19 protein-coding genes are annotated in these 16,855 nt (G+C 66.2%); 9 read left to right on the top strand and 10 right to left on the bottom strand.

Translation table 11 applies throughout. The features are described 5' to 3' along the window. Window positions 1–353, bottom strand: a 353-nt coding sequence (locus GPA_RS15425) for an oxidoreductase (protein ID WP_041240668.1), incomplete at its 3' end; no start/stop codon positions are given. A gap of 156 nt (window positions 354–509) precedes the next feature. Further along, a complete protein-coding gene (locus GPA_RS15420) occupies window positions 510–1,037 on the bottom strand; it encodes a P-loop NTPase family protein (RefSeq protein ID WP_049784202.1) in 528 nt (175 codons plus the stop codon). Between the two features lie 509 nt (window positions 1,038–1,546). On the opposite strand from GPA_RS15420, the gene GPA_RS15415 reads away from it, so the two are divergent. Next, complete coding sequence (locus GPA_RS15415; RefSeq protein ID WP_041239775.1) at window positions 1,547–2,014, top strand: hypothetical protein; 468 nt, start codon at window positions 1,547–1,549, stop codon at window positions 2,012–2,014. Between the two features lie 47 nt (window positions 2,015–2,061). Here the strand turns inward: GPA_RS15415 and GPA_RS15410 are convergent, their stop codons facing one another. Continuing rightward, on the bottom strand, window positions 2,062–2,622 hold the full coding sequence (locus GPA_RS15410) for a YdeI/OmpD-associated family protein (protein WP_015540436.1): 561 nt from the start codon (window positions 2,620–2,622) through the stop codon (window positions 2,062–2,064). A gap of 280 nt (window positions 2,623–2,902) precedes the next feature. Here GPA_RS15410 and GPA_RS17620 point away from each other — a divergent pair, with 280 nt between their 5' ends. The 5 genes from GPA_RS17620 to GPA_RS15390 all read left to right on the top strand — a co-directional run bounded on the left by GPA_RS17620 (window position 2,903) and on the right by GPA_RS15390 (window position 5,061). After that, entirely contained in the window at window positions 2,903–3,232 is a 330-nt protein-coding gene (locus GPA_RS17620; RefSeq protein WP_083809180.1) for a type II toxin-antitoxin system MqsR family toxin, read from the top strand. Further along, a complete protein-coding gene (locus tag GPA_RS15405; RefSeq protein ID WP_156791084.1) occupies window positions 3,226–3,654 on the top strand; it encodes a type II TA system antitoxin MqsA family protein in 429 nt (142 codons plus the stop codon). The genes GPA_RS17620 and GPA_RS15405 overlap by 7 nt, the downstream gene beginning before the upstream one ends. Further along, on the top strand, window positions 3,654–4,379 hold the full coding sequence (locus GPA_RS15400) for an AAA family ATPase (protein WP_015540434.1): 726 nt from the start codon (window positions 3,654–3,656) through the stop codon (window positions 4,377–4,379). Before GPA_RS15405 ends, GPA_RS15400 begins: the two co-directional genes overlap by 1 nt. Before the next feature lie 74 nt (window positions 4,380–4,453). Beyond that, entirely contained in the window at window positions 4,454–4,735 is a 282-nt protein-coding gene (locus GPA_RS15395) for an AbrB/MazE/SpoVT family DNA-binding domain-containing protein (RefSeq protein WP_041239774.1), read from the top strand. Then, window positions 4,735–5,061: a type II toxin-antitoxin system PemK/MazF family toxin gene (locus GPA_RS15390; RefSeq protein WP_114568753.1), complete on the top strand. Its 327-nt coding sequence runs from the start codon at window positions 4,735–4,737 to the stop codon at window positions 5,059–5,061. Before GPA_RS15395 ends, GPA_RS15390 begins: the two co-directional genes overlap by 1 nt. Before the next feature lie 67 nt (window positions 5,062–5,128). Here the strand turns inward: GPA_RS15390 and carB are convergent, their stop codons facing one another. The 4 genes from carB to nrfD all read right to left on the bottom strand — a co-directional run bounded on the left by carB (window position 5,129) and on the right by nrfD (window position 11,581). Continuing rightward, window positions 5,129–8,353, bottom strand: coding sequence for a carbamoyl-phosphate synthase large subunit (gene carB / locus GPA_RS15385; RefSeq protein WP_015540432.1), 3,225 nt, complete (start codon window positions 8,351–8,353; stop codon window positions 5,129–5,131). After that, a complete protein-coding gene (gene carA / locus GPA_RS15380) occupies window positions 8,346–9,719 on the bottom strand; it encodes a glutamine-hydrolyzing carbamoyl-phosphate synthase small subunit (protein WP_041239773.1) in 1,374 nt (457 codons plus the stop codon). The genes carB and carA overlap by 8 nt, the downstream gene beginning before the upstream one ends. 315 nt (window positions 9,720–10,034) lie before the next feature. Then, window positions 10,035–10,592 carry a molecular chaperone TorD family protein gene (locus GPA_RS15375; protein ID WP_167536690.1) on the bottom strand — a complete coding sequence of 186 codons (558 nt, stop codon included), beginning with the start codon at window positions 10,590–10,592 and terminating at the stop codon, window positions 10,035–10,037. A 107-nt stretch (window positions 10,593–10,699) separates the two neighbouring features. Next, window positions 10,700–11,581: an NrfD/PsrC family molybdoenzyme membrane anchor subunit gene (nrfD, locus tag GPA_RS15370; RefSeq protein WP_041239771.1), complete on the bottom strand. Its 882-nt coding sequence runs from the start codon at window positions 11,579–11,581 to the stop codon at window positions 10,700–10,702. Window positions 11,582–11,644: 63 nt separating this feature from the next. Here nrfD and GPA_RS15365 point away from each other — a divergent pair, with 63 nt between their 5' ends. After that, window positions 11,645–11,884, top strand: coding sequence for a 4Fe-4S dicluster domain-containing protein (locus tag GPA_RS15365; RefSeq protein ID WP_156791083.1), 240 nt, complete (start codon window positions 11,645–11,647; stop codon window positions 11,882–11,884). On the opposite strand, the gene GPA_RS15360 is transcribed toward GPA_RS15365, so the two are convergent. The 3 genes from GPA_RS15360 to GPA_RS20465 all read right to left on the bottom strand — a co-directional run bounded on the left by GPA_RS15360 (window position 11,836) and on the right by GPA_RS20465 (window position 15,311). After that, a complete protein-coding gene (locus GPA_RS15360; protein ID WP_049784200.1) occupies window positions 11,836–12,204 on the bottom strand; it encodes a 4Fe-4S binding protein in 369 nt (122 codons plus the stop codon). The genes GPA_RS15365 and GPA_RS15360 overlap by 49 nt on opposite strands. Before the next feature lie 14 nt (window positions 12,205–12,218). Then, window positions 12,219–14,342, bottom strand: a complete 2,124-nt coding sequence (locus GPA_RS15355; RefSeq protein WP_041239770.1) for a molybdopterin dinucleotide binding domain-containing protein — start codon at window positions 14,340–14,342, stop codon at window positions 12,219–12,221. Window positions 14,343–14,534: 192 nt separating this feature from the next. Beyond that, entirely contained in the window at window positions 14,535–15,311 is a 777-nt protein-coding gene (locus tag GPA_RS20465; RefSeq protein WP_015540430.1) for a molybdopterin-dependent oxidoreductase, read from the bottom strand. Between the two features lie 246 nt (window positions 15,312–15,557). On the opposite strand from GPA_RS20465, the gene GPA_RS18525 reads away from it, so the two are divergent. Beyond that, window positions 15,558–15,935 (top strand): hypothetical protein, encoded by a 378-nt coding sequence (locus tag GPA_RS18525; protein WP_156791081.1) that lies wholly within the window; start codon window positions 15,558–15,560, stop codon window positions 15,933–15,935. Next, on the top strand, window positions 15,859–16,855 hold a 997-nt coding region (locus GPA_RS15340), incomplete at its 3' end, for a response regulator transcription factor (protein WP_167536689.1). The genes GPA_RS18525 and GPA_RS15340, both read left to right, overlap by 77 nt.

The raw sequence follows: 16,855 nt of genomic DNA, 5'->3' as shown, positions 1-16,855 counted from the left end.
ACGAGGAGCGCCCGGCGCGCGTCCGCGGGCGGCTGCCAAGCGCGCCCGACGGGGCCGACGAGCTCTGCTCCCGAGACGTGCTCGCAGCGCTCGGGCTCGATGCGCGTCATGTGGTCGGTGCCGAAGCCCACGGCCTGGTAGAGTATCTCGAGCGTCCCGGCAGCCGTGTCGCGCGCGTATACCGAGAACGGGCGGCGCAGGATGTGCGCCTCCATGTTCGGCACCTTCATATGCACGAACTGCCCCGGCTCGATGCTGGCCGCGATGCGCGGGGCCGCGAGCTCCATGAGGTAGAGGTTGGGGCCGACTTCCCCGTTGGCGAGGATGCGCGCCCGCTCGTTGACGAGTGCCACGTTCGTCCTTTCGGTTGTGCGCCGCCGCGGTTGTGCCCGACGGCGCGCGTTCTTCGTCTCCCGATGGCCGATTGTAGCATCTGCGCGGCCGGGCACGCATCTGACAGGCCGAAATGCCAAGGAAAAGACCATGGGAGCCCAGCCCGTTTCGCAGCCTCAGTTCGAAGACGGCGATGCGGCGAGGCGGCAGAAAAGCCGTTCCACCTCGTCGCGGCTCCTCACGACGACCGTTTTTTCCGCATAGTCGCGGCGGATCTCCTCGAAGCGCTTTCGATGCGAGCGCGTGCGGCCTTTCCAAACCAGCCATAGAACGAACTCCGCGTCGAGCCGCTCAATGCAGCCGTCGGCCATGTCGGGGCGAACGCGATGCGCATAGCGGCGGGAGCGGCGCCACGCTTGAGCCAAGCAGGTGCGACGCGGAAAAGCGAAGATCACGATGACGTCCGCCGCCTCCAGCCGGCGCGCGAGGGCGAGCCTATGGTAGGTCCCGTCTACGACCCAGGCGTCGTTGACGTCGAGGAACGCCTCGGCAAGGTCCCGCGCCTCCCCCTTATCACGCTCCTGCCAATTCGAAGTGTAGAACACCTGGTCGAGATGCTGCACCGGAATGCAGAGCGCATCGCCCAGCCTGCGGGCGAACGTGGATTTCCCCGAACCGGCGTATCCGACGACGGCAACCTTCACGTGCTCGGCCTCCTTCCCGCTTCCCCCTGCCGCCCCCTGCGAACCGAACGCATTATACTGCAATAAGCAGGATTAGGAGCGAAGCCCTTCGGCAGAGAAACGACCTTTCGTGGACGAGACGAGCGTCGAGCAGGTGCGGAGTTTCCGTTGGATAGCCGGCGCTTCCAGCTCTGATGCGACCCCCGCCGCCGTGAGAGCGCGTGCGGCGCCATGAGGTCGCGCAGGTCGTCGTAGAGGGATGGGGGGTTTCGCGCGGTGCCCGCGAATTCTTGCCCAGGTGTCAAAAAACGAACGATTTGGCAAATTCGGCATGGCCTGAATCCTGCTTCAAAACCCAAACGCCAGCAAAACCCCTGATGATCTTCTTCTCCTTCGAAGTTATCCAAAGTTGACCATTGCCAAACCAACCCGTTTTCGACATGCCGACCCTGTTTCGGCGTCACACCTCGGAAGCCGGGGTATACTGCCTCGGCAGGATACGTCGAGTAGGAGCGAGAAAAGGAGCGATGATGGAGAAGCTGCCGCCTTTAGCGAAGGTGTTCGAGGCGTGGAGCGCGCTGGCGGACGGGCGCGTGGCGCTCGACGCCGAGAAGCGGCGCGCGTCGGTGGCCTCGTCGAACGGCGAGAAGGCCTACACGGTGACATGGAGCGAGGACGGCGCCGTGTACTCGTCGAACGACAGCGCCACGTACTGGCAGGGCTACGCGGGCTACCCCGTGATCGCCGTGCTCATGGCGCAGGGGCGGCTGCCCTTCGACCGTGCGATGGCCGACGGATTCGCGCACGTGAACTGGACCAAGCTGAACGAGCGGCACAGGCGCGACTATGCGGCGGCCGTGCGCGAGGTCGTCGACGAACGGGGCCTCGACGCCGCGCAGGCGGACGCCGCCGCCCATGAGGCGCTGGACGCGCTGGCCGCGCTCGACATCGGGATCAAGCGCGGGTCCGTCCGCCCGCCGAGAGCGAAGAAGGATTGATCGCCGAACCCCCAAGCACGCCGATGACACGGCGAGCGCGGCCCCTGCTACATGGGCTTGAGGTTGCGGTCGAGGCGGTCGAGCATCCAGGCGAGGCGCTTCTCGCGGCCGGCGTCGGTCTTGGCGTCGAAGTACGCGCGCGTGTAGGTGCGCCGCACCGAGGGCGACATGGCCTGGAAGTTCGAGGCCGCCGGCTCGTGGCCGGCGATGAGCGCTTCGAGGGCGGCGGTGTCGTCCTCGGTGACGTCCGGGGCCTTCTTGGCATCCCAGCAGCCGTTTCGCTTGGCGGCCTCCATGGCGCGCCGGCCCGCATCGGTCATGAGGCCCCGCTCCTCGAGCTCGACCGCAAGCGCCTTGTTCTTGTCGGACCAGACGCTCTTCGCACGGCGCGGCGCGAAGTACTTGCGGTAGGACGCGTCGTCGATGCGCTGCATGCGCCCGTCGATCCACCCGAAGCAGAGCGCCTCCTCCAGCGCCTCGGACGCCTTGAGCGTCTTGCGTCCGCCCGGTTTGCCGAACACGAGCCACACGCCCCCGCCCGCCTCGCCGTGGGCGCGCAGCCAAGCGCGGAACTTCTCGCGGGTTGAAAACGTCAGCTCTTCCTCCATGAGGCAGGCCTCCTCGGCTCGTCGTGGCGCGGCTCGGTCAGTGTAGCAAATCCCGTTGAAGACGTCTCGCACCAAGACCATCTCTAGAATTTTTGCAAACACATGTTCTATTATTGAGCACGCTATGCTATTATACGTACATAAGTTCTAGTAGTGGCTGGAGCGACCTCCTAACCCTCTCGGGGACAGCCGTGATCGACAAGGAGGTGGCGACTATGCTTTGCCCTCTTGCATTCCACGTGTCCGTTCCGTATACTGTAGATGGTAGCGTGGTGCTACCATGAACGGAAAAGGACCACGTTACGATCTCGCTGAAGTGAAACGATTGGTGCGGGAAGGACGGTACAGCGCTTCGAAGAAGGGCACGTCATGGCTGCGAAACCACGGTTTCAGCCCAATCCTCGCGCGACGTATAATGCTTTCTCTTCAGGACAACGAGTTCGTAAAATCACTCGAACCGAGACGAAACGATGGTTCTTGGGCTGACGTGTACTGCTGCGACTACGACGAAGACGGCGTTTGCGGTTGTTTTTACGTGAAATTCATCGTCGAAGGCGATGTGGCCACCGTCATGCTGATGTCGTGCAAGGAATGGGGTTATACATGGTGATGATGACGAAATGCCCAGTATGCGGCGGAAAGATCATGGACATCCATGGACCTATCGAATGGGATGTGAAGGGCGAGCAAATCATCGTCGACGACGCTGATTACTGCCTATGCGCAAGCTGCGGCGAAATCTACCTTGAGAGCGGAATGGACGGCGATATCCACCGGCGAGCGGTCGACCAGTACAAGCGTGACAACGGGCTGCTCTCGGGCGACGAGGTGCGAGAGCTTCGGCAGAGCCTGGGACTCTCGCAGGCCAAGTTCGAGAAGCTCATCGGCGCGGGGCCGAAGACGGTCGTGCGCTGGGAGAGGGGCTCGGTGTTCCAGAACCGCACGGCCGACACGCTCATGCGCGTCGTGCGCGACTTCCCCGAGGTGGCCGCTCACCTGATGAAACGCGTGGACGAGCCACAGACGTCCTGATGCGCGACGACGTCTTCGTCACCTCGCTCGCCATCGACTGGGCAGGCGTTCCCCGCCGGGACGCGTACCCGTTCGACGTGCCGGCCATCGCGAGCCTGCATGAGCTCGACCTGGCCCAGCGCATCACGTTCTTCTGCGGCGAGAACGGGACGGGCAAGTCGACGCTGCTGGAGGCGATGGGCATCGCCTACGGCCTCAACCCCGAGGGCGGCTCGCGCAACTACACGTTCTCCGTGCACGACGACCACTCCGAACTCTGCGACCACGTGCGCCTGCTCAGGGGCATCTGCCGGCCGCGCGACAGCTTCCTCGTGCGCTCGGACACGCTGTTCAACCTCATATCGGAGATGGACGCGCTCGAGGACGACCGTCGCTACTTCGGTGGACGGTCGCTGCACGCCCGCTCGCATGGCGAGGGCATCCTCGCGCTCGTGTCGCGCCGCTTCGGCGGCGAGGGGTTCTATGTGCTCGACGAGCCCGAGACGGGGCTCTCGCAGCTGGGGCAGGTGGCGCTCCTGGCCGAGATACTGCGGCTGGCGAACGCGGGCTCGCAGCTGGTCGTGGCCACGCACTCCCCCATCCTGCTCTCGGCGCCGGGGGCGGTCATCTACCAGTTCGAGGATGAGGTGCGCCGCGTGGGCCTTGAGCAGACCATGGAATGGGACGCCCTCCACCGCTTCCTGGAAGACCCCGACCGCCTGCTCGCGGAGTTCCTGGACGGCTGACCGCTGCGGTGATTGGCATGGCCCATAGTGCATGCTATAATGTTTATACGATGTTTATACATGAAAGGAGTGCCATGGTATACGCGACTCTGACGAAATGGGGCAATAGCCAAGGGGTGCTCATTCCGAAAAGCCTGTGCGACAAATACGGGCTGTCCGTCGGCGACAAGCTGATTATCGAGGAAGGAGCTGCGGGCATCGAGCTGAAGCCGCAGCGCCGAAGGTTCGCGACGCATCCGGTCGATCTCGACGAGCTGTTCGAAGGTTGGACGGGCACGTACGAACCGCCCGAGGATTGGCCGTGCGTTGGCGACGAGATCGACTGGGGCGAACCGGTTGGCAAGGAGATATGGTGATGATCTGCGAGCAAGGCGATATCATCGCGGTCGACTTCGAGCCGTCGGTAGGGCATGAGCCGAACAAGTACCGTCCCGCCCTCGTGGTCAGCTCGAACACGTTCAATGCGCGTTCCAGCCTAACAGCCGTCTGCCCTATCACCTCCGTGAACAACGGGTACCCCCTGCATGTGGGCATCGACCATGAGGAGGTGCGCGGTTTCGTGTGCGTCGAGCAGGTGAGAACGGTCGACCTGTCGAATCGAAGGTGCAAACGGCTCGCGCAGGCGAGCGAGGACGATATGGGCCTCGTGCTGTCGTACGTTGCCTCGATCTTCGGACTGTAATAGGCGGCGACGTTTCAGATGGCAGACGACAGGCGGGCGACGAAGGATCGCCGCCCGCCTTGAACGCCTACCCCCACTGGGGAAGGTCCTGCAAGGCCACCACAGTGAGGCCGTTCGCGCGGGCCATTTCCATGCCGGCCACCATGGCCTGGGCGCCGGCCAGGTTCGTGACGTGGGTCACGCCGTGCTTCACGGCCTCCAGGCGCAGCTCGTAGCCGTCGGCGCGCGTGGCGTGGCCGAACGGCGTGTTGATCATGAGCGCTATCTCGCCGGCGGCGATGCGATCGAGCACGTTGGGCGCGCCCTCGTGCACCTTCTTCACTTCCTCGCAGTCCACGCCGGCCGCTCGCAGGGCGCGGGCCGTGCCGCCCGTGGCCACCACCTTGAAGCCTAGGCGCACGATGTCACGCGCGATGGACACGATGGCGCGCTTGTCGCGGTCGCACACGCTGATGAACACGGTGCCGCCCTCGGGCAGCGCGTAGCTGATGGCCAGCTGCGTCTTGGCGAACGCAGCCGGGAAGTTGCCGGCGATGCCCATGACCTCGCCGGTGGACTTCATCTCGGGGCCGAGCACCGTGTCCGCTCCCGGGAAGCGGCCGAAGGGCATGACGGCCTCCTTCACGCTGTAGTGCTCGAGGCGGCGGTCGTCGGGCGGCAGGCCCAGGTCGGCGATCTTCTCGCCCGCCATGATGCGCGCGGCCATCTTCGCCAGCGGCACGCCCGTGGCCTTCGACACGAACGGCACGGTGCGGCTGGCGCGCGGGTTGGCCTCGATGATGTAGATGACCTGGTCCTTGATGGCGAACTGGATGTTGATGAGCCCCACCACGCCCAGGCGCAGCGCCAGATCGCGCGCGACGGAGCGCAGCTGCGACACGAGCGCCTCGGACAGCGCGAACGGCGGCGTGCAGCAGGCCGAGTCGCCCGAGTGGATGCCGGCCATCTCGATGTGCTCGAGCACGCCGCCCACGTACACCTGGCTCCCATCGCAGAGCGCGTCGAGGTCCACCTCCACCGCGCCCTCGAGGAAGCGGTCGAGGTACACCGGGTGGTCGGGCGAGATCTTCGCGGCCTCGGCCATGTACTTCTCCAGCTGGGCGCCGTCGTACACGATGCCCATGCCGCGCCCGCCCAGCACGTAGCTCGGGCGCACGAGCAGGGGGAAGCCTATCTGGTCGGCCACGACGCAGGCCTCCTGGTAGGTGGAGGCCATGCCGGCGGCCGGGTAGGTGATGGCCATCTCGTCGAGGATGGCGCTGAAGCGGTCGCGGTCCTCGGCCAGGTCGATCGCCTCCGGCGAGGTCCCCATGATGGGCACCCCCGCCTCCGCGAGCGCGTTCGCCAGCTTGAGCGGCGTCTGGCCGCCGAGCGTGACCACCACGCCGTCCGGGCGCTCCACGTCCACGATGTCCATGACGTCCTCGAACGTGAGCGGCTCGAAGTACAGCTTGTCGGAGGTGTCGTAGTCGGTGGACACGGTCTCGGGGTTGCAGTTCACCATGATGGTCTCGAAGCCGGCCTCGGCGAGCGCGTAAGACGCGTGCACGCAGCAGTAGTCGAACTCGATGCCCTGGCCGATGCGGTTCGGGCCCGCGCCGAGGATCATGGCGCGGCGGCGCGTCTTGGGCGCCACCTCGGTCTCGTCGGCGTCATAGGTCTTGTAGTGGTAGGCCGTGGAGCTGGGGAACTCGGCCGCGCAGGTGTCGACGGTCTTGAACGCCGGCTTCACGCCCAAGAGCTTGCGGCACGTGCGCACGGTGAGCTCGTCCGCGCCCGTGAGGTGCGCGATCTGCGCGTCGGAGAGGCCCATGCGCTTGAGCAGGCGGAACGCATCGGCATCCAGCTCATCGAGGTGCATGCCGCGCAGGTTCTCCTGCACGCGCACGATGTCGGCCATGCGCGAGATGAAGAAGGGGTCGATGCCGGTGGCCGCGCATACGCGCTCCACCGTCCAGCCGCGGCGCAGCGCCTCGGCCAGGTAGAACACGCGGTCGGCCGTGGGGCGTGCCACGAGGTCGTCGAACGCCTCGCCGTCCGGCAGGCCCGCGTCCTTCCCGTCCGCGCCCAGGCCCGAGCGTCCGTTCTCCAGCGAGCGCATGGCCTTGCCGAGCGCCTCCTCGAACGTGCGGCCGATGGCCATGACCTCGCCCACGGCCTTCATGCGCGTGGACAGCGTGTCGTCGGCGCCCTGGAACTTCTCGAACGCGAAGCGCGGCACCTTCACCACGCAGTAGTCGATGGAGGGCTCGAAGCACGCCGGGGTGGCCTTCGTGATGTCGTTCACGATCTCGTCGAGCGTGTAGCCCACGGCCAGCTTCGCCGCCGCCTTCGCGATGGGGAAGCCCGTGGCCTTCGACGCAAGCGCCGAGGAGCGCGACACGCGGGGGTTCATCTCGATCACGATCATGCGGCCGTTGTCGGGGTTGACGGCGAACTGCACGTTGGAGCCGCCCGTCTCCACGCCGATCTTCTCCAGGATGGCGAGCGACGCCGCGCGCATGCGCTGGTACTCCACGTCCGAGAGCGTCTGCGCGGGGGCCACCGTGATGGAGTCGCCCGTGTGCACGCCCATGGCGTCGAAGTTCTCGATGGAGCACACGATGATGCCGTTGCCGGCATGGTCGCGCATGACCTCCATCTCGTATTCCTTCCAGCCCTCGATGCTCTCCTCCACGAGCACCTCTCCGGCCGGCGACAGCTCCAGGCCCTGCCCCACGATCTCGTGCAGCTCGGCCTGATCGTGCGCGATGCCGCCGCCCGCGCCGCCGAGCGTGAACGAGGGGCGCAGCACCACAGGATAGCCGAGCTCGGCCACGATGGCCTCGGCGTCGGCCAGGGAGTAGGCGTAGCCGCTTCTCGACGTCTCTATGCCGAGCTCGGCCATGCACTCGTTGAAGAGCTTGCGGTCCTCGCCGCGCTCGATGGCGGCCAGGTCGCAGCCGATCATCTCCACGCCGTACTTGTCCAGGATGCCGGCGCGCGCGAGGTCGACGGCCGTATTGAGGCCGGTCTGGCCGCCGAGCGTGGGCAAAAGCGCGTCGGGGCGCTCCTTCACGATGACCTGCTCCACGAACTCGGGCGTGATGGGCTCCACGTAGGTGCGGTCGGCCAGCCCCGGGTCGGTCATGATGGTGGCGGGGTTGCTGTTGACCAGCACCACGCGGTAGCCGTCGGCCTTCAGCACCTTGCACGCCTGCGCACCCGAGTAGTCGAACTCGCACGCCTGCCCGATGACGATGGGTCCGGACCCGATGACGAGGATGGTCTTGATGTCGTCGCGCTTAGGCATGGGAGCCTCCTTCCGCCCCCGCCACGGTGGCGGCCTGCTCGCCGAAGGTCCAGCCGGCGAGGCGGTCGGCGGCGATGTCGATGTCGAGGTAGTCCTCGCGGCCGTCCATGAGGCGGCCGAAGGCGGTGAACAGGTAGTGGGCGTCGGTAGGGCCGGGCGAGGCCTCGGGGTGGTACTGCACGCTGAACGCGGGGATGTCGAGGAAGGCGACGCCCTCGGCCGTGCCGTCGTTCAAGTTCACGTGCGTGAGGCGGATGCGGCCGAAGCGCGGGTTGTCCACGACCGGCGCGATACCGGCGCGCGCCCAGAAGCGCAGGTCGTCCTCGTGGCCCTTGAAGCCGCCCGAGAGCTCGGGCACGAGCTCGCCCAGACTCGGGAACACCAGGCCGAAGCCGTGGTTCTGCGCCGTGATCTCCACGCGGCCGGTGAGCAGGTTCATCACGGGGTGGTTGCCGCCGCGGTGGCCGAACTTGAGCTTCTCGATGGCGGCGCCGGCGGCCTTCGCGATCATCTGGTGCCCGAGGCAGATGCCGAACACGGGCACCTGGCCCAAGATCTTCTCCACCTGCGAGTAGGTGCCCTCCACGGCCTCGGGGTCGCCGGGACCGTTGGACAGGAACACGCCGTCGGGGGCCATGGCCAGCACCTCTTCCGCCGGCGTGTCCCACGGCACGACCGTGAGCTCGCAGCCCGAGCGCACGAGGTTCTGCAGGATGGAGCGCTTCGCGCCGCAGTCGTAGGCGACCACGCGGTGGCACGCGGGAACGGCGGGCGCGACGGCGAACGCATGGCTCGCAGGCAGGTCGCCTGCGCCCACGGCGTGCGGCTTCTCGCACGACACCGTGGCGGCGAGGTTCTGCCCCACGAGGGGCTCGCTCGCGCGCACCTTGCGCAAAAGGCTCGCCTCGTCCACGTCGACGGTGGAGAGCACGGCACGCTGGGCGCCGCAATCGCGCACGTGGCGCACGAGCGCGCGGGTGTCCACGCCCTCCACGGCCACCACGCCGTGATCGCGCAGGTAGTCGGGCAGGCTCAGGACGCTGCGCCAGTTCGAAGGCGCCGTGCACATATCGCGCACCACCAGGCCGCGCAGCGCAGGCTCGCCCGCCTGGGCGTCATCGGGATTCACGCCGTAGTTGCCGATCTGCGGATACGTCATGGTGACGATCTGACCGGCGTACGACGGGTCGGTCACCACCTCAAGGTAGCCCTCGAGCGACGTGTTGAAGCAGATCTCGCCGTACACCTCGCCTTCGGCGGCGCATGACGTGCCGCGGAACGCCGCGCCGTCCTCCAGCACGAGCATCGCCGGCCGGGGCGCCGGCTTCGACGTGCCCTCCAAGAGCTTGTTCGCAATCTCGCTCAAAATCTTCCTTCCGCTCGGGCAGCATATACGAAAAAACGCCTTCGTCGGGGACAAAGGCGCACGTGATCCTGGGAAAGCTATGCTGCGCACCTTGTCGGTCTCTCCGTACCGCCTTAAAGGTCGAGGGCTAGTATACGACTTTTGCGAGGTTTATGAGCGCAGTTTGCATTATTTTCGGTGTTTCGGCAAGAAATATGCAGTTCCGAAAAGGAGGCGGGCGCGGGCGGCGGCTCCGCGCCCGCAAAGGGGCGCCTGCCCATGGCCGGACCGAACTTCAGCACATGGCGGCCCGGGCGACCGGACAGCCTGCGTCTGCTAGCGCCGCGCCGCCAGCGCCTGCAAGGTTTCGGCCGCGAAGGCGACGACGCGGGCATAGAAGTCGTCGTCCGCCGCCGCCAGGCAACGCGCCGCTTGCGAGATCCAAGCCCCTACGTGCTCGCGAGCGAACTCCTCGAAGAGCCTGATGCTCGCACAGGCGCACGCCTCGTCGTCCGCCTGTGCGGCATGGAAGCCTAAAGCAGCGAGAAACGCCAGTTCGCAAGCGAGCGAATCGGGCTTGAGGGCCTTGACCGCCGGCTCGAACCCGCCCAGCGCGCGATAGTCGAAGCCCGCGGCCTCGTAGCAGAGAAACGCGTGGTCCCCCTTCGAGCTATGGGTGGAAGCGTAGACGGTACGGCCATCCTCGTCGAATGCGCCGCGAACGCTGCTTTCGCTCAAAGGCACGAAGAAGGGGCTTGCGGAAACGAAGAACCGGTCGTAGTACCGCTGGGTGAGAGGGGCGCCGGGTTCGACCCCGTCGAAGCGGGTATCCCCCAGCGCCTCTGCAACGCGACGCACGTCCTGAACAACCTGCTCGGTCGGCTCGTTGAGCAACGCGGCGGCGCATGCGCTCAAAAGCACGCTGCAGCCGTGCACGCGCCGGACCTCGTCATGAAACGTCGATACGTCGTTCAAAGCACATTCCTCTCAACAATCGGCCGTTAAGCCAGGACGACCGGCAAAGCGGCCATGATCACCAGGTAGCGCAGCATGAAGCCGCCCACCAGCACGCCCAGCTCGCCGGCTATGGCCAGCGCCTTGCTGGAACCGGCTGCCTCGCCGGCGCCGGCCTTCCTGCGGCCCAGCAGCTCGAGGCAGAACGGGAGGACCAGGCCGATGCCGACGAAGCCCAACCAGAACGGCACGGCGTAGGCGCCGCTCACCAAGGCACCCACCGAAGCCGCCGCCGCTTCGGCCGCCGAGCCTTGCACCGACGCCGTCACCGCCAGCAGGACAACCACCAAAACAAGCTCGAGAACAGGCAGGACCAAGCTCGCTTTCGCCAACAACGGAAGGCCGGCCGCCTCGTCCGGCGCCGCGAGGCGGGTGACCAGGAGCACGGCTGCGAAACCCGTCGAAGCCGCCGACACCACGAAGAGGATCGGCAGGACGGCCATGTTCCACAGCGGGAACGCCACGCCCGCGTCGCCCAGCAGCACGCCGGTGTAGGCGGCCACGCAAACGGACAGCGCCAGGCCGACGATATCGAGCGCCTTCGGCGTCTTCTTCTTCACCATGAGGATGACGAGGTCGACGAAGGCGACGACGAGGAACGCGCTCAGTATGATGACGCCCCACGCCATGACCGACGAGAGGTTCGTCACCAGCAGGAAGAAGCGCATCGGGTTGCCGAGACCGGCTTTCGCGTCGAACACCAGGACCAGCGTGCCGACGGCCACCGTTACGAGCACGACCAGGAATGCGATCTTCTTCATGCGCGGCGCCGGGTTCTTAGCCCAGCCCGCGAGCACCCCCAGAACGAAAGCCCCTGCGCCGAGCCCGGCGAGGAACAGGTAAAACGCGACAAATCCATCCCATACCATCTGGATCACCCCTCGAACGGCTTGTAGACGTTGCCGCCGCGGTGCACGGCGGACACGACGGGCATGGCGGGGAAGTGCTCCTTCTGCCACCACCGCACCACGGAGGGAATGCTTCCGGCCTGCGTGGGCACCTGCGTGACGAGCGCCCGCTACTTCGGCGACCTGAACGACCCGGACAGCGACATCTCGAAGAAGCTCGCCTCCGGCAGCGGCGAGGTGCTGAACTCCGACCTGGGCCTGAGCCCGTCGCTGTACTACTTCGACCTGTCCGCTGCCGAGGCCATGCCGGACTCGGTCGCGTAGCGCGCCTGGTACGGGCATGCGGCCAGGCAGTACTTGCATCCGATGCACTTCTCGGCGTCGATCTGCACGGTACCGTCGTCCGCCACGTAGCTCGCGCCCGTGGGGCACACCTTCACGCACTGGGGATTCTCGCAATGGTTGCACTGCTTGGGGACGTTGGCGCGGCGGGTCCTCTCCCCGTCTTCCACATCCCAGCTCTCCACCCACGTGTTGAAGCAGCCCAGCGGCACGTCGTTCTCCATCTTGCACGCAACCACGCAGGCGTTGCAGCCGATGCAGAGGGCAAGGTCAATCAACATGCCGAGTCGTTTTTCGCTCATGATCGCATACCCCCTTACGCCTTCTCGATTTTGAACATGCTGCCGCAACGCCCAGGGCTCGACGCGTCATGGTCGGAGAGGATGCCGAGCACGCCGTCCACCGACACGAGCGGGTCCAGCATCTGGTGCGTGCGCACGCCGGCGGCGATCGCCGGGTTGCCCTTGGCCACCTGGCCGTCGATGTCGATGTCCTGCGCGCCGTAATTGCTGTGCCCGTATCCGAACGACACGCTGAACGCGCCCTTCACCTGGCCGCCGCGGACCATCGCCTCGCCCTCGGACACGTCCCCGAGCGGGGTGACGGCGCGCACGGTGTCACCGTCCTTGATGCCGAGCTCCGCCGCGTCCTCCTTGTTGATCTCGAGGTAGTTGTGCGCGCAGATATCGCGCATGATGGGGCTGTTCGAGAGCATCGAGATGGAACGGAAGCGGGGCTTGTGCTCGGAGTTCGTGAACGGGAACTCCTCGACGGAATAGTGGTCCGTCATGAGCGACAGGTCGCTGAACATCGGGGGGTTGTAGCCAAGCGTGGCGGGAAGGCGCTTGCCGGAGTAGCAGTTCGTCATCAGCGCGCGCTTCTCGTTGTAGATGTAGGTCTCGAAGGGCTTCAGGAACCGGTACCGCCCGTCCGCGCCCCGGACGTACTCGTCGGGCCATGCACGGCCCCCGCGCGAGAGCACGTTGAGGACCTTCGGCCACTCCTCCTCGCTCACCGCGGCCTTGAAGTTCCTGGGGAGCTCGTCGAGCCCCTGCAGCCTCATCTCGGCCTCGTCGATGTCGGCGACGGGCGTGTCGGCGTAGGCGAGGTTCGCCACCGCCTTCAAATAGTAATCGGCCGCATTGTTGAAGGGGTGCATGGCGCCCTCGGCATCGGGGATCGCGTCCTCGCCCCAGCCGGGCAGGCCGCACGCCTTCGCCACGTCGATCAGGAGCGTCTCCCAGCACAGGTAGCTCCCGTCCTCGAGCTCGGGGGTCTCGGGCGTCTTCGCCTGCCAGCGCACCTCGGCGCCGTAGCTGCCGCCGCCCGAGGGGAGGCCGAAGCTCTCGTACTGCGTCACGTCGGGCACGATGTAGTCGGCCACCTGCGCCATCTCGCCGATGACGACGTCGCACACGATGTGCAGGGGAAGCACCGCGGGGTCCTTCAGACGCTCGACGACCTCGTCGCGCATGGCGCCCGGGGTTGCCTGGATGACGTTGCACATCCAGGTCATCATGATCTTGCACTGGTAGGGGTACTGGTTGACCACGGACATGAGCGCCTGCGAGTCGGACTGCGTGCCGGTCGTGAACCACTCCAGCATCGGCTTGGGGTCCTTCTCGCCCTTGGCCACCCGGTTCTTGTACTCGTCGGTCTTCTCCCATGCCTTGCCGCCGCGCGACAGGATGGTGGCGTTCTTCGTCGTGACGCCCGGCTGGCCCTTGACCGTGGTCAGGTCGTACCGGGCCGCGCCCTTGCCCTCGACGTTCGGCATGCCGGACGGGAACGAGCCGCCTGTCATCTGGTTCGAGCCGACCAGCGCGCGGAGCACCTCGCGGCCGTTCGGGGTGTCGAACCCGTTCACGCCGGCGGTGGAGCCCGCCCCGGCGTTGACGCTCACCTTCACGCCATGGGAGGTGTACTCTTTCGCCATGCGCTCGATCTCCGCGACGGGAACGCCGGTGATCTCGGCATACTCTTCAAGCGTGTAGGCGTTCACCGTATCGCGCATCATGGCGAAGCCGGTGCGCACCTTCACGCCGTTCACCTCGCCCTCGTAGTCGAAGACGGCCTTGTCGCAGGAGGTGTGGGCCGCCGCCTCGTTCGTCTCGGCGTCGATGACCACGTAGTGCTGCACCGCCATGCCGTCCGCCGTCTTCTCCTCCGGCACGTCGATGCCGGCATCGGCCGCGCGCATGAGCTTGCGGTAGTTCGGATGGTTCTCGTCGACGATGACGAGATAGGCCGCGTTGGTGAACGCCCCGTACCCGGCGGCCTCGGCCGCTTTCTGCTGGGGGAAGGACAGGACGTCGGCGTTGTAGGTCTTGTCGCGCATCATGATCTGCACGATGGCGGCGTAGAGCGCGCCGTTGGTCGCCGGCTTGATGGGTATCCAGTTGATACCGGGCATCGTGGGCGTCACGAGCCCGTTCGCCAAAGTCGGGTCCAGAACGTCTACCTTCAGAGAGCCGTCGAGCAGTCGGGGGATCAGGTGCTTGCTGTTCGTCTGGAGCCCGCCGTTGCCCCCGGGGAAGGCACCGCTCCAAAGGATGTACTCGGACTCGTCGATATCGAGGCCGCAACCATTGCTGCTGTTCTTGTAGAGCGAACTCGCTCCGCCGGCAGCGCCTCAACTGGAGTTGTGACTGAAGTTGTTCACCGTGCCGAAGGTCTGCGCGAAGCGCGCGTTCAGCTGGCGACGCCCGTCGGCGCGCGTGTTCCAGATGATGATCTGGTTGGACTTCGGGCCCAGGTCGGGCTGCTCGGGGTTGATGGGCGTGACGGTGTCGTGCACGGCCTTGAAGCCCTCGATATCGTGGTCTTCCCCGATCTCGGCGAACAGCTTGCCGCCCTCGGTTACCTCCTTGAGAAGCTGGTCCCAGCCGATGGGCTTCCACTTGCCCTCGCCGCGCTTGCCGGCGCGCTTGAGCGGCGTGGTGATGCGCCCGGGCTGGCTGACCGCGTCGAGCGTGCCGTTCCCGCGCCCGCAGATCGTGCCGCGCGTGAGGTTTCCCGCCCCGTTGGCGTAGCTCATGGAACGGTACGCCTCCTCGAGCGGCGCTTCGAACGGAAGCGGCTTGACGGCGCCCGACGGATTGTAGGGGTTGCCGCCCACGCCGAGCACCCGGCCGGTAGCGCGGTCGAGCTTGATGCGGTTGCCGCACGATTGGTAGCATCCCACGCATCCCGAGTAGCGCACGATCACGTCCTCGTTGACGGACACGTCGCCCGTCTTGGGATCGACCTTCGCCTCGACGGGCTTGCCGGTCTGCGGCGGCGGGAACGCCGATTCCGCAGCCACCGCCACGGACGGCTGGGACCCTATCCCCACGCCGGCGATCGACAGGGCTCCCAAGGCGCCGAGCGCCTCGACGAACGTCCTTCGATCCATGTTCGCTTGAACCATATCCTCCTCCTTACCTCTCTCCTTGTCCTTGGATACGACGCAGTGGAGTCTACGGATTAATCAGGCGCAGATCATCACCTGATCGGGGTGTTTTGCGGATCGAGAAGTCCGGAACCCTGAACGTGAACGCCTCACCTAATCCGGTGAAATTATCGTTTTACCTGATCGGGAACTTGTTGGTGCGCAACTTCGACAGTGGCAGGCAAGGGCGCTCCGGTATACTTACGCCATACGAGGGAGGGGCGCATGATCGATCGTTTCCGTGAAAATCTATCGGCCCATTGGCGCGAGACCATCGGCTTCGCGCTTTTTCTTGCGTGGGTGCACTGCGCCCTGTTCGGTTGCGGGCTGTCCTCGGCCAAGGAGCCCATCGCCTGCGTGCCGACCACGTACCACCTGGAGCATATCTGGCTCACCTGCGGCCTGTTCGAGGCGCTCGGCGGCATCGCGGGCATGCTGATCGCGCGCAAGCTGCCCGGAGTCGATCGCCTGCTGCACGTTCTTGCTGTACTTCGTCATCCTCCTCACGAAGGAAAGCGGCCTCGTCGTGCTTTTGCTCGTGGCCGCCATGTGCTTCGGCTCCATGCACCTTGCGCGCGGCGGCGATGCATGCCCTCCCTTTGACGCCGGGGCGGAGGGCCGCGCGGCGGGCCATCGCGGGCTGCGATCGTTCACCCTGCTCGCGTTCGCCTCATGGGTGCAGATCGCGTTCTTCCGCGTCCTCTCCACGCCCGAGCTGTCGGGCAACCGGTTCACCCACTACCTCATCCCGTTCTCGTTCGCCTGCGTGACGTCGCTCGTCATGCTGCTGCTGTGCATGCGCATGTCACGCTACCTGAACGTGTCGTTGGCGTACCGGTGGAGCCTGCCGCTGTTCATGCTGAGCTACGTGCCCATCATCATCGACTACGGCAACGTCGATCTGCGCATCCTGGCCTATGCCATCAACTTCCTCGGCATGTTCGGCGTTCAGTTCGGATGCTGGATCGGCGCATGCAAGTACCTTCGACGCAAGGGCGGCGGCACGGTGGATCTGTTCAGCCGCTATGCGCTTGGCGAGGGCGCGGGCATCTTCCTCGGCAGCCTCGGCGGCCTGTTCGCCGTGAAGTCGCTCGACATGCAGGGCATCGTCGCCTTGTCGATCGCGCTCATGTCGCTCGTGGTGTTCGTGGCCATGGCCACGGGATTCAACCCGAACTGGGTGTTCCACGGCAGCCACGCCCCACGCGGCCGAGCGCCCGAGGACCCGAAGGCCGCGTCCGCCTCGCGGGCCGCGCCCGAGGCGATCTTCCTGGACGAGGCCGTCGACCTGCAAAACCGGTTCGGCCTCACCGAGCGCGAGACGGACGTGGCCGCCCTGCTGCTCGAAGGCCGCAGCAGGCCGTTCATCCGCGACGAGCTCGTGGTGTCCATCAACACGGTGAGCACGCACGTGCGCAGCATCTTCGCGAAGGGCAAGCCTACCCGGCGATCGACCCAACCGCATCGGCGGCCAGGGCGGCGGCGCGGGCGTAGAGGTCGTCGTCGCCGGCCGCCAGCAGGCG

Source organism: Gordonibacter pamelaeae 7-10-1-b, assembly GCF_000210055.1.
Taxonomy (GTDB): domain Bacteria; phylum Actinomycetota; class Coriobacteriia; order Coriobacteriales; family Eggerthellaceae; genus Gordonibacter; species Gordonibacter pamelaeae.
The sequence above is the reverse complement of the archived record's forward strand: the minus strand, read 5'-3'. Positions and strand labels throughout refer to the sequence as shown.

Bases quoted from the DNA above. Each gene is read 5' to 3' on its own strand.
- GPA_RS15410 (WP_015540436.1), bottom strand. From the start codon at position 2,622: ATGGAGGAAGAGCTGACGTTTTCAACCCGCGAGAAGTTCCGCGCTTGG.
- nrfD (WP_041239771.1), bottom strand. From the start codon at position 11,581: ATGGTATGGGATGGATTTGTCGCGTTTTACCTGTTCCTCGCCGGGCTC.
- GPA_RS15395 (WP_041239774.1), top strand. From the start codon at position 4,454: ATGGTATACGCGACTCTGACGAAATGGGGCAATAGCCAAGGGGTGCTC.
- GPA_RS15365 (WP_156791083.1), top strand. From the start codon at position 11,645: ATGGCGGGGAAGTGCTCCTTCTGCCACCACCGCACCACGGAGGGAATG.
- GPA_RS17620 (WP_083809180.1), top strand. From the start codon at position 2,903: ATGAACGGAAAAGGACCACGTTACGATCTCGCTGAAGTGAAACGATTG.
- GPA_RS18525 (WP_156791081.1), top strand. From the start codon at position 15,558: ATGATCGATCGTTTCCGTGAAAATCTATCGGCCCATTGGCGCGAGACC.
- GPA_RS15390 (WP_114568753.1), top strand. From the start codon at position 4,735: ATGATCTGCGAGCAAGGCGATATCATCGCGGTCGACTTCGAGCCGTCG.
- GPA_RS15415 (WP_041239775.1), top strand. From the start codon at position 1,547: ATGGAGAAGCTGCCGCCTTTAGCGAAGGTGTTCGAGGCGTGGAGCGCG.
- GPA_RS20465 (WP_015540430.1), bottom strand. From the start codon at position 15,311: ATGGTTCAAGCGAACATGGATCGAAGGACGTTCGTCGAGGCGCTCGGC.
- GPA_RS15360 (WP_049784200.1), bottom strand. From the start codon at position 12,204: ATGAGCGAAAAACGACTCGGCATGTTGATTGACCTTGCCCTCTGCATC.
- GPA_RS15400 (WP_015540434.1), top strand. From the start codon at position 3,654: ATGCGCGACGACGTCTTCGTCACCTCGCTCGCCATCGACTGGGCAGGC.
- GPA_RS15405 (WP_156791084.1), top strand. From the start codon at position 3,226: ATGGTGATGATGACGAAATGCCCAGTATGCGGCGGAAAGATCATGGAC.
- carB (WP_015540432.1), bottom strand. From the start codon at position 8,353: ATGCCTAAGCGCGACGACATCAAGACCATCCTCGTCATCGGGTCCGGA.